Genomic DNA, 11,613 nt, shown 5'->3' with positions numbered 1-11,613 from the left:
AATATAAGGTCGCAAGAATCGCGCTTGCGACCTTAATATTTACTCTCTTTCAAAAAGATTTATGCAGGAAATAACTTTACATTCACCAGACCAGTTGCCGGATATTGCCGGAGATAATGAATTAATTTTCGTCTGGGACCAACTGGAATGGGAGAGCCTCATCTGTTACGGCAATTTAATCGTCTGGCGGGAATGGACGGGATGGGAAGTTTACGAACGATTCGAGGAAATCCTTGCCATCCTCAAACAAAAATATGGTAAACGGTTGATTGATGTGGTGCCGACCTTGCGCAGCCATTATGCCCTGTTTGGCGATAGTTCAAGGGCAAGCGGTCACGTTTATAACGCCCGCGCCGACCTGCTGAAAAACGAATAAAAGATTAATGTCTTCGATTTTAGTGCGTTTGATTGTTTAACTGTTCACTGGTCAACACCGCTTCTTTAACGATTCGCTCAATCAGACTTTCGGGTATTTCGGAAATATCCTGAAAGCGAATGCAGCCTTTGCGAATTTCAATGCCGGAAAGTTCCGGTTGAAAATTTTCCAACTCTAACCCTTCATGCAAATAAAAACGGAGTTGGTTTTCCAGAGCAGAAAACGCGCAAAGCATGCCGTTGTATTCGTAATAAGGCATATTAAACCGCATCACTTCTCTGGCTTGCGGCGCAACGCGGCGAATAATCGCGCGTAGCTTTTCAAGGGACGAACGGCGGCGTTCGTCAAGAGCTAACAAATATTCATCTACATCATTGAAATTACTATATCGGCTTCTGGTCGCCATACACTCCTCACCAGAAAAAATATGGGGACCCACCACGCCAATATAAGAGCAATTCCGCCCCTACAAAATAGTTTTCTTAAAACAATGAGTGTTTATTTTGAGATGCGACTGAGGAGAGGAAACTGTAAAGAGGAATCCTTAGCAGCCGAAGTCAAATCCTTTTGTAGGGATTGTGCTTTATGCTGATTCATGCCTTCGGAATCAATCCACGATTCGGCGTTGTGCCAATGAATATCAATGAACCCGGATTCATATTCAATCTGCCCCCGCGGTTCATTGGCTTCAATGCCGAGCGCCGAAACCAGGAGACCAAGCCAGTGTTCGCCTGTCAGGTTCAGGCGACCAAGCGATGCGGAAATAATCAGATGGTCGCGCGCCCGGGTTGCCGCGACATAGAGCAAACGCTTCTTTTCTGCCCGTTCCATCTGCGCTTCGATTCGCTTAATCAACCTGAAAGCGGCTACAGGAGCCGATTTTCTGTCAATCTCTTTTTCATCGCGCAAATTAACGGCGACGCCTAAATCGGGATGGGTAGCGAAAATCGCTTTATCAGAGTTGCCTGCATAAGCCGCATCAACGATCCAGACAATCGGAAACTCCAACCCTTTTGATTTATGCACAGTCATAATTTTTACCGCGCCGGTTTCTTCTATCGTCGCTTCGCCTTCGCGGGCTTCGCGGAATTTCAATTCATTGATGCGTTCAACAACTTCAACAAGTGTGAGCGTCGAAAGCGCCTGCATCTGTTCAATCAATTTTTCAACATTGGCGACGCGACGTTCGCCATGCGGGAGCGCCATCAAAGTCGCGAGATAACCGGTTTGGCGCACCACCTGAGTTAATAGTTGGGCAGGAGAGACGCGCCCAACCAGTGAACGCAAATTTTGTAAAGTTTCGCGCGCAAATCGTAAAGCCTCCTGTTGATCAGTGGGCAGGTCTTTGTGGTCTTCGCAAAGGCTTGTCCACAATGTTGCATCAATGCTTCGCAGTTTAAAAAGCGTTTCATCCGACAGCGCGAACATCGGTGAACGCAGCGCCGCCGCCAGACTCAGGTTATCCAGTGGATTGGCGAGAAACGCCAGCAAATTGCTGATGTCGGTGATTTCCTGGCGCGCATAAAATCCTCTTCCGGCAACCGTCACATAAGGAATGCCGGCATCGGCAAGTGCGCTTTCGTAAAGCTCAAAATTCGTCGAGGCTTGAAAAAGCAAAGCAATATCGCCGTACTCAACGGGTCGCGGATTTCCCTGTTCATCAGCAACCTGGACATCGCCGCTGTCGATAAGTTGGCGAATGCGTTCAGCAATCAAACGGGCTTCAACGATGCGTAAATCATGGGTGGTTAATTTTACCTCCGCATCTTTATCTTTTTCGATGATGTGAATCTCGATAGCCGCATGGTCATGCGCCGCTTCGCGAACTGCTTGCATGGCTTCATACGGCGTGTCGTAACGACTTTCCTGCAAAAACACTTGTGGAAACAGGTGATTCACGAAATCAATCAATCGGGTGTGAGTGCGAAAGCAAGTGTCCATGCCGACGATGTGTCCGTCGCTTGCTTCAAATTCCAAACGCACATCCTGAAACACCGTGACATCCGCGCCTCTGAAACGATAGATCGATTGTTTGGCATCGCCGATGATGAAGAGTTCTGCGGAAGCCGGAGCAATCATCCAGAGAATATTTTTTTGAATCGGCGCGGTGTCTTGAAATTCATCGACCATCAAGGCGCGAAGCCAACCTTGATTTTTATACAACTCGCGAACCTCTTGGTGTGAAGCAAGCAGGCGTTCGGTGATTTCTTCGAGGTCATTGAAGTCCAACACAGCGCGTTCGTCTTTGAGTTCGGCAAAACGCGCGCGAACCTTCGTGTAAAGTTTCGCAAGGTGCACAGCCACACGAGCCGCCTGCGCGTCGAGTTCATTCAAACAGAGTTCAAAAATCGCTTCGTTTTCAATCATCGTGCGGATGATTCGCAAAGCCTCTTTAACCGCTTCAAACTCTTCTACGGATGCCCAGTTATTTTTTGAACCGCCGGTCAATTTAATGGTGGATTTAATATTGAGAAGCAACCCGATGCCTTCTTCAGGGGTGCTCTGTTCAATGAAGCTTAACAGTTCTGCAACCTGTGCCCGAAGTTGTTCGCGTTTATCGCTTGCATCAAGTGCGGCAAGCCTCATTACTGTATTGACAGCGTTTCGCCAGAGGTCTTGATGAAATAAATTTCTAATTGCGTGACGGCGCTGTTCATTGATGATTTCCTGCCAAAACCTAAGCAGGTCTTCCGGTGTGTGGTCGGCAAACAATGCAATAGCGCGACGCGCCCGTTCACCTTGGGCAATGAGTGAATGCAAGACTTCACGAATTTGAAAAGGGGTCAGATAAGAAAAAACTTCAGCCTCGGCTGTGAGGCTGCGAACCGTATCGAGCAACACCTCATCAATCGCTTCGGTGAGCAGACGCGAGGCTTCGATTTCTTCGATCACTTCAAATGCCGGGTCGAGTCCGGCTTCTGCGGGATGGGCGCGCAAAATCGCTGCACAAAGCGCGTGAATCGTGCCGATGCGCGACGAATCCAGAGCATTGCGATGTTCACGCCAACGCGCGCGTTCCGTTGCATCCGCGCTTCGTTCAATACGCGAGCGGATTTCGCGGCGAATGCGCGACACCATTTCGCGCGCCGCTTTTTCCGTAAAGGTTACCGCGACAATGTCGGCAACCCGCCAATCAATATTTTCTTCAAGCAACGCGAGGAAACGTTCAACCAGCACACGGGTTTTACCAGAGCCTGCACCGGCAGAAACCAGCACCCGTCGCCCGCGCGTTTCAATTGCTTCACGTTGTGCAGGTGTCCAATTCATAACAAGAGTAGGCAGTAGGCGGTAGGCAGTTTCAGGAATTAAGATTAAACAGTTTTACTCTATTGATTTGATGAGCAATTCTTAAAACAGGATTTTCTTGCTGCCTGCTGCCTACTGGAAATCATCTTCCTTTAAACTCCGGCGCGCGGCGTTCACGAAATGCCTGAATGGCTTCGATTAAATCTTCGGAGTGCAGAAAAGCAGAATTCCATGCGCCAACGTAGCGCAACCCTTCGGTGATTTCGCTGGCAATGCGATGGTTCATCACTTGTTTGATGCCTTGTACGACAAGCGGCGGATTGGCAGCGATTTCGTGAGCTAAGGCGCGCGCGGCTTCAAGCGTGGCATCGGGCGTCGCGAAAACTTCGCTCACGAGACCGAGTTTTAAAGCTTTTTGCGCGTCAATATCTTTGCCTGAATAGGCAAGTTCGCGGGTCGCTGCTTCACCGATGATGTAAGGCAAACGTTGCAGGCTGCCTAAATCGGCGACCATCGCGACGCGCACTTCGCGCACACTGAATTTGGCATCGGCGGAACAAACGCGCAGATCACAGGCGGAAATCAAATCGACGCCGCCCCCGACACACCAACCCGAAACGGCTGCGATGACCGGCTTGCGACAGAAGAAAACCTGATCGAAGGCTTTCTGTAATTCATAAAGTTTATCTAAAAATGCGGTGCGTTCGGCAGCAAGGTTAGCGCCTTTTGCGCCAATTTCGGAAGTCATCGACATCAAATCGAGTCCGTAACTGAAATTGCCGCCCGCGCCCGCAACGATGATGACGCGAACTTCGTTGTCGCGTTCAAGTTGCGCGACAACCTGAGGTAGCTCGCGCCAGAAATCCGGTCCCATCGCATTGCCTTTGCCGGGTCCTGTGAGGGTAACTTCAGCGATGCGATTTTGTCGGATGACGGTTAATGATTGATATTCTGAATCCATTGCTTAGGCGCTCCTTGCCAGAAAAATTATCGCGTGACGATTTGCCTGAATGAGAACTCAAAGGTTTTGCAATGCCGTCCGGGAAAATAAAGCTCATCCATCAGCGATAGATGTAAGATTGGCTCTTTTTCTGCTGCCATTCGATTTTATCAATGTTATCAGGGTCGGCTGCAAAAAAATCATCGGTTAACCGGTCTGTGCTGATGATCGGATGAACATTGATAAAATAGAGAAGGCTGCCAAAACTATTCTCTTCGTCGGGTAAATCAATCTTGCGCAACTCGGCTTTAATGTTCCGCTTTTTAAAGATGCGTTTTAAAATCAAATCGGTCTTTTCCACATTGCGGGATTTGATTTTAAGTTCCATCGTGCGAAAAACCTGTTTCGGTTCCAGGGATTCCAAAAGCATCAACAACAACATCATGAAAATCGTCAGCACCAGGGCGATTTCCCAACGCCTGACGCCCGAAGCCAAACCAATAGCCAGACAGGCTAACAGCACGCTGGTCTCTTTCGGGTCACGAATGTTGGTGCGATAGCGCACTAAAGAGGCTGCGGCGAAAATTCCAAAAGCGCGCGCCGCATTATCGGAAACAATCATCATCATGGCTGCCGCTGTGACCGAAAGCAGAATTTGGGTCTGCGCAACATAAGGGTTGTTTTGCGATACCATCATCTTTTTACGCGGACGATACGCGAGCGCCGCCGCCAGCAGGGCAGCTAACAAAAAACTGATGGCAATCTTGGTGACGTGTAGCGACAGACTTTCTTCTACACCGTTTGCAGAGGCTTGCGAGCCAAACAACTTTGAAAAAAAAGATTCATTCTGATTGGCATGAGCTTCTTGATTTGCATTCCCGGCGCTGATTGCGGGCGGATTGGTTTTCGCTTTACCATCATCGGTTTGTGCCGGCAACGGCGTAGCGTTCGCAATCAAAATAAAAAAAATGAAAAGCCGAACGAGCGCCGTAACTTTGCCCTTCTCTTTTTTCAACTGCCAACCGATTTGCCAATCAAATAGGGTGTATAGAGGCATTCTTTATTCTCCATCGTTTCAACTATGAATTTTATAGACTGATTGCTTGAACAGCAAAAGGAAAGGTTCAAAAGCGATATGTCGTTCAGCAACTGTAGACGAACATCATCAGCCGATGAATTTATAACCGAGACCGTGAATGGTGAGAATGTATTGCGGGTGTCGCGGATTGGGTTCGAGCTTTTGTCGGAGCCAGGCGATATGCACATCAACCGTGCGCGTCGAAGGCATGGCGTTATAGCCCCAAACTTCATTCAATAATTCATCACGCGAAATCGTATTGCCGCGATGTTCGATGAAATATCTGAGCAATTGAAATTCGCGGGCGGAAAGTTCAGCCGGTTTATCATCAAAAAAAACTTCGGCGCGACGAAAATCAACGCGCACCTGTCCGAATTGATAAGTTTCGGAATTCACCTGAGCGTCAATTGCCGGAGCGCGCCTGAGCAAGGCTTCAATCCGCGCGAGCAGTTCAAGCATTTCAAAAGGTTTGGTGAGGTAATCATCGGCTCCAAGTTTAAGACCGACAACTTTATCAACCACCTGCCCGCGAGCCGTCAGCATAATGATGGGCGTTTGCACACCGCGTTGCCGCAAATCGCGGCATACATCGAAACCGTTTCTGCGCGGCAACATCACATCGAGAATAATTAAATCGAAATTTTCATTGACGGCGCGTTCAAACCCGGTTTCCCCATCACGCGCCGATTCGACCGTAAAGCCCTCTTTAATCAAACGGTCGGTGAGCGTCAGCACCAACCCCGGTTCGTCTTCAACTAAAAGTAAACGTTTACTCATAAGTAAAAGTCCAGAGTCGAGAGTCTGGAGTCTGGAGTCAAAAAATAATTCGATAAATGTTTTAAGTCAGTTGGGTTTCTGAAACTGACTCACGGCTCCAGACTCCAGACTCCAAACTTTTAGCAACCGGAAGATGAATGGTAAATGAACTGCCTTTACCGGCTTCGCTGCTTACTGTGATGCGCCCTTGATGCGAATCGATAATTTGTTTGACGAGGCTCAGTCCAAGACCGCTTCCGTGAATTTGCGAAGCGACGGCTTCGCGACCGCGATAAAACGGCTCGAAAATATGCGGTAAATCTTCAGCGGCAATCCCTAGTCCTTTATCCGAAACCGTGAGGCGCACCTCTTGACCTCTGGCGGTTTTATGAACGCCTGCCTTGAGTTCAATGACGCGATGGGTGTCGGAATATTTCAGGGCGTTGGTTAGCAGATTTTGAATCGAACGACTGAGCGCCGCTTCATCTGCCGCGACTGCCGGTAAATTTTCGGCAATTTCTTTCTTGAGTTCAAAGCCGCCCTCTTCAATCATCGGCAAACACGAAGCGATAGCGTGTTCGATAATGTCACTCACATCGGTCGGAATCAGTGAGTAATTCTTTTTGCCGCTTTGAATGCCGGAAAATTCGAGAATTTGTTCGACCATCTCCGTGAGCCTGCGTCCTTCACTGGCAATCAACGAGCCGTAGCGTTTGATTTGATTTTTTTCATCAATGACACCGTCGGCAAGATTTTCGCCCGCCGAGCGAATGACGGCAAGCGGGGTGCGAAGTTCATGCGAAACGCCCGCAACAAATTCCATCTGTTGTTCGGCTAAACGTTTGGCGCGACGGGTTGAAATGATGAGCAGGGCGATGCTGATGGATAGCAAAATCAACACCCCGAAACTGATAGCGAGATTACGACGGCGGGCGCTTTCGACGACCGCGCCAAGTGAGCCGGCGCGATGTTGCAACAGCAGTTGCCATTTGCCGCTGTTTGCCGCAAGCAGGGCATTCTCTGTGAGTTTGCCGACGGACAGTTCCGGGCTGTCGCTGCTGATAACCTGAACTGCAACGTGACTGGTCTTTTTACTATCTATGCGCTTATCTTCAACGGTTTCGGTGCTGCGCGCTCTGACGACCGAATTCATCTCCATCAAACGCACGCTGAACAGATTGGCGGAAGCATCACTGGTTTCCGTTGGTGGTACTGATGCCGTATCCGTTTGATAAATGATTTTTTGTGGCACATTTTTATCAAGAATGGTCAGGTTGTAATCCAATCCGCTGTTGCCGGAAAAATATTTCGCGGCAAGTTGGGGAATCATCTCTTGTTTAAGATAGTCGAGGTTCAAAGTGATGATGGTCAGATTGCGCGATTGAAAAGGCAGGATGGCAAAATCGCCTTCCATTTTGGTCGGCAAGTTGTGAATGATGAACGCCGGCACATCGCTTTGCACGGGTTCAAATTCGTTTCTAAAAATCTTCAAGCCATCGGATTTCAGTCCCGGCAATTTGATTTTCGATATCTCAGTCGCAGAGAGATTTACCGGCGTTTTATGAAAATAATTTTGCAAACGGTCTTTGAGTGGCGCGAGATTGTCTGTCCAATCGCTGGTTTGCAATTGTCCGGTTGCCGGATTGACGCGCTGCAAACCCGGTTGTTGATGTTCATTCATCGCCACCAGATAAATGCCACTCACGAGTTGCGGAAAAGCGGTTTCCTCAGACCACCGCCTGTAAGCTTCAGCAAGCCCTGCGCCGAGTTCTGCCTCTGTGGTTGCCGAACATTGAAAACCGAAAAATACGCGCGCCATTTCGCGGTCAAAATCCTGGGTGAATTTGCTTGCGCCTTCACGCAAATTGCTTTGCATACGTTGGCGTTCGGCTTCACTGACTTTGCCCATCCAGCGATATTGCAAAACCGCAAGCACCGGAAGCAATGCAAGCATTGCCACCGTAATCATTAAAATCACCGGTGGTTTGCGCTTCCCAAATTTCATAGCGCGATTATAGCGCACAATTTTCGCGGTGTGTTGAAAGCCGCGAAAATTTTACATTCTTAACATTGAATGAGACATCATGAAAGGTTTGGGTAAATGAGCCGCTTCGGCGTGAAATCATCAAGCGTGAGTTGCATTCAAGCATTCACTGATAGTCGCTCACTGCCGAACGGTAAAGTTTTATCTTCGGATTGAACAACCAGGCGGGCTTATCCATTTCATCCGTGCAAGCTACCTGATCCTAAGATAAAATTTCGCTTTAACAAAGTGTACATGCAGTAATCGCAGACCACCTGGCACAATAAATCTACAGTCAATGTTCATTCGCCTCACATCTTGCTTTGAGTCGTAGCTTGCGAGTGATAAACTTGCGACAGGGATTGCTGACCAATCAAACATTCAATTCTGAAAAATTACCCGAATCAAAATTCCTAAGCTCAATCGGCGCAAGTCTGAACGTTAAGCTCTTGCCGAAGATGATTGATAAGGGTTTAACAGAGGCGAAAAGGAGAATCGTCATGCGAAATTTATTCAACACCATTTTGTTTTGCGTCGTGTTTACGGGAACCGTTGCGATTGCCACAGCGCAGCAACAGCCTTTCCGTTTTCCGGGCACGACCTGTACGGGAACTGCTTACCTGCATTGTCCCGATAGCGAATGCTCAGGCGCTACGGTTATCAATCAGGGGAATGTCGTCGAGATGAAGACGCGCCGCACCTATTTTCTGGATTACCCTTGTGATTTGCAAAAGGGCGAAAAAGTCACCTTCATTTTGAGCCTGCACGGCGGCGGCTCATACGGGAACTGGCAACGCCATTACTTTCCGCTGCTCGATTATGTGAACAAGTATCGTCTGGTTGTGGCGACGCCGAATGCGCCGACGCGCGCCTGGTCTGCGCCAGATGATGAATATTTGCAGAACATCGTAAATTTCGTGATTGAGCAACTCGGCAAAGAAAATATCAAAGCCTTCTGGCTGGTCGGACATTCGCAGGGCGGGATGACCAGCAATCGCATCATTCGCACAGATTTTTTCAAAGATAAGGTGGATGGCTGGTTAAGTCTTTCGGGCGGGCGACTCGGCGGCAACCCGGGTCGCAGCGCAACCTTTGCGCCCGCATCCCCTCCCGGCGCAGTGGCAGCCGGTTCTCCCACGCCCGGCGCTACCCCTCCGAGCAGCGCGATGGCTTCGGCAATGGCGGCGTTGCGCGAATTGCCGACCAATGATTTTTCATTCATCTACACCACAGGACAGCGCGAAATTGAAAGCCTGCCGGAAACTTCGGACTGGGCAAAAAAATATAGCTGTGGGGCGCGCCGCCCGCCGGTCGAGGTAGCTGATAGCAAAGCCGGGTATGTTTTTGACAGCAGCCGTTTGAATCAGTTGCGACCGGGCTGGGGACTTCTGCCAGCGCCGGGCAAAGCCCAGGTTCAAATCTATCCCGATTGCAAAGATGGTCGTGTCGTCGCCGATGTTGTGCGTATAGACAAAGGTCACACCGAAGGGCTTGAACCGAAAGTCACCGAAGAGTTAATCAAACTGATGCTCTCGGCAAAAGGCGGCAAACTGCAACAGGCAAAATAAGTTTTAAGAATGCAGGCAGCAAATCAGCAAGTTGGCGCGAGGCGAATATTTTTAGGAGATAAGCACCAAATTATAGCGTCGCGTCAACTTGCTGATCCATTTTCTCCGGGCGACTGTCAGGCGCTTCAAAAAGAAAGAGCCAAAATCCCTGGCGTAAAACAAAAAGCCCCGCTCAAAAAGCAGGGCAGAGATAAAAAATGATTAACGTTTCTGATAGACGCGGTTTTTTTCAAAAACGATGCAAAATATTTTTCGCATCATCAATCTTTTTCCGAGGAGTTAGGAATCACCCTTCAACTTGGCGATGATGGCGTCGTCGCTTACGCCGTTGGTCACAATACAACCGCCGACGATGATTCCCGCTTGCCACGAATAACCCGTGCCTTCCGGTGTCCCGACAATATATGACCGCGTAACGGTCTCTGTTTCTCCGAAAACCGTCGCTTGAATGGTTCCGATTGACATGAAGGCGACCTTACCGGCTAAGCCTTCCGGCGCAAGGGTCATCTGCTCTGCCGCCTGAAAATTATTCTCGGCATCCGTGGTTAAATAAACCGTGCCGCTTTGCCCGTGTACGTGCGATAAATCGAAGGGCACAGCGAAGGTGTTGCCCGCTTGAATTTGTACGCCAACATTACCGGAGCAGGGTTGATAAAGCGTCGTCATGGTGACAACTAACGATTCGGGTAAAACTTGATTCATGGTTTTCTCCTTGGGGATGAATTTAGATGCCTGTTGAAAGGCGAACGCCCCCGCCCGTTATGACTTTTAAACTGACTTCAAGAGTCCGCTCATTCAGCGGACAAAAAATAAGGGCACTCAAACCTTGATGACGCAAAATAGTAAAAACACGATGCAAAAATAAAATCGGATAGAGAGCCGAACGTTCTCTGTTCACAGGTCAGTCGAGTCATTTCCCGCCCTGCTCTAGGCTCAGGGTTTATGGGTGATTAAATCAGGTAAAGGAAGCCCGTCATCTGCCGGAACAATTCTCACGGACAAGTTTATTCAATTCGCCCCGGACCTAAAACCACCGCGCTGTAAGCGATTGCCACTTTTGTGCTGCGATTGGCGTACGAATGACGCTGATCGCCGCGAAACACGACCACATCACCGGGCGAGAGTTCATAGGTTTCACCGGAGACCACCAGTTCTACCCGACCGCTCTCACACGCCAGATATTCTCTCGTTCCCATGCGATGAGGAACACCAATCATATGTGAAGCGGGCGCAAGTTCCATGCGGTCGAGTTCAATGCCTTGCAGGTGATCCGGTAAGAGCCTGCGAATCACAATGCCCGTCCGTTGTTTTTTCGGAAGCGTATCCGCCCGGTATAACTTTGCCACGGCTTTCGGCGGGCTGATCAATTCTTCAACCGGAACCTGTAACGCGGCAGCAACTTTGGTGAGCACGGAAACCGTCGGGTTAGCCGTGCCGGATTCCAGATTAGACCACGTCGGTCTGGGGACACCCGAAATCCTGGCGAGTTGTTCCTGACTCATATTGCGGCTGAGCCGTAATTGTTTGATGTTCTGTGCGAGATAACCGGCAATTGCATCCTTCATCACCATCTTATTAGCATTTCGATAATTTATTGTCAATTTCGATGACTAATCATCAGCCGAT

At 49.1% G+C, this 11,613-nt stretch carries 11 protein-coding genes; 3 read left to right on the top strand and 8 right to left on the bottom strand.

All coding sequences use genetic code 11. The features are described from left to right. Positions 1-61 precede the first annotated feature (61 nt). On the top strand, positions 62-376 hold the full coding sequence (locus AB1757_20980; GenBank protein MEW6129527.1) for a hypothetical protein: 315 nt from the start codon (positions 62-64) through the stop codon (positions 374-376). Positions 377-395: 19 nt separating this feature from the next. On the opposite strand, the gene AB1757_20975 is transcribed toward AB1757_20980, so the two are convergent. The 6 genes from AB1757_20975 to AB1757_20950 form a co-directional block, all read right to left on the bottom strand. After that, positions 396-782 (bottom strand): DUF1801 domain-containing protein, encoded by a 387-nt coding sequence (locus tag AB1757_20975; GenBank protein ID MEW6129526.1) that lies wholly within the window; start codon positions 780-782, stop codon positions 396-398. Positions 783-874: 92 nt separating this feature from the next. Continuing rightward, the gene (locus AB1757_20970; protein MEW6129525.1) at positions 875-3,643 is read right to left on the bottom strand and encodes a UvrD-helicase domain-containing protein; all 2,769 of its coding nucleotides are present in this window, start codon (positions 3,641-3,643) and stop codon (positions 875-877) included. A 121-nt stretch (positions 3,644-3,764) separates the two neighbouring features. Beyond that, entirely contained in the window at positions 3,765-4,583 is an 819-nt protein-coding gene (locus tag AB1757_20965; protein ID MEW6129524.1) for a crotonase/enoyl-CoA hydratase family protein, read from the bottom strand. 100 nt (positions 4,584-4,683) lie between these two features. After that, positions 4,684-5,619: a DUF4956 domain-containing protein gene (locus AB1757_20960; GenBank protein ID MEW6129523.1), complete on the bottom strand. Its 936-nt coding sequence runs from the start codon at positions 5,617-5,619 to the stop codon at positions 4,684-4,686. A 108-nt stretch (positions 5,620-5,727) separates the two neighbouring features. After that, entirely contained in the window at positions 5,728-6,417 is a 690-nt protein-coding gene (locus AB1757_20955) for a response regulator transcription factor (GenBank protein ID MEW6129522.1), read from the bottom strand. Between the two features lie 61 nt (positions 6,418-6,478). Further along, a complete protein-coding gene (locus AB1757_20950) occupies positions 6,479-8,401 on the bottom strand; it encodes a HAMP domain-containing sensor histidine kinase (protein MEW6129521.1) in 1,923 nt (640 codons plus the stop codon). A 518-nt stretch (positions 8,402-8,919) separates the two neighbouring features. Between AB1757_20950 and AB1757_20945 the strand changes: the two genes are divergently transcribed. Both AB1757_20945 and AB1757_20940 read left to right on the top strand, forming a co-directional pair. Then, a complete protein-coding gene (locus AB1757_20945) occupies positions 8,920-9,987 on the top strand; it encodes an alpha/beta hydrolase (protein MEW6129520.1) in 1,068 nt (355 codons plus the stop codon). A gap of 9 nt (positions 9,988-9,996) precedes the next feature. After that, complete coding sequence (locus tag AB1757_20940; protein MEW6129519.1) at positions 9,997-10,188, top strand: hypothetical protein; 192 nt, start codon at positions 9,997-9,999, stop codon at positions 10,186-10,188. Between the two features lie 78 nt (positions 10,189-10,266). On the opposite strand, the gene AB1757_20935 is transcribed toward AB1757_20940, so the two are convergent. Together AB1757_20935 and AB1757_20930 are read right to left on the bottom strand one after the other, a co-directional pair. Continuing rightward, positions 10,267-10,689, bottom strand: a complete 423-nt coding sequence (locus AB1757_20935) for a hypothetical protein (protein ID MEW6129518.1) — start codon at positions 10,687-10,689, stop codon at positions 10,267-10,269. 302 nt (positions 10,690-10,991) lie between these two features. Then, positions 10,992-11,552, bottom strand: coding sequence for an XRE family transcriptional regulator (locus AB1757_20930; protein MEW6129517.1), 561 nt, complete (start codon positions 11,550-11,552; stop codon positions 10,992-10,994). Positions 11,553-11,613 lie beyond the last annotated feature (61 nt).

It is taken from the genome of Acidobacteriota bacterium, from assembly GCA_040754075.1.
Taxonomy (GTDB): Bacteria; Acidobacteriota; Blastocatellia; order UBA7656; family UBA7656; genus JBFMDH01.
This window is presented reverse-complemented; position numbering and strand designations above follow the sequence as displayed.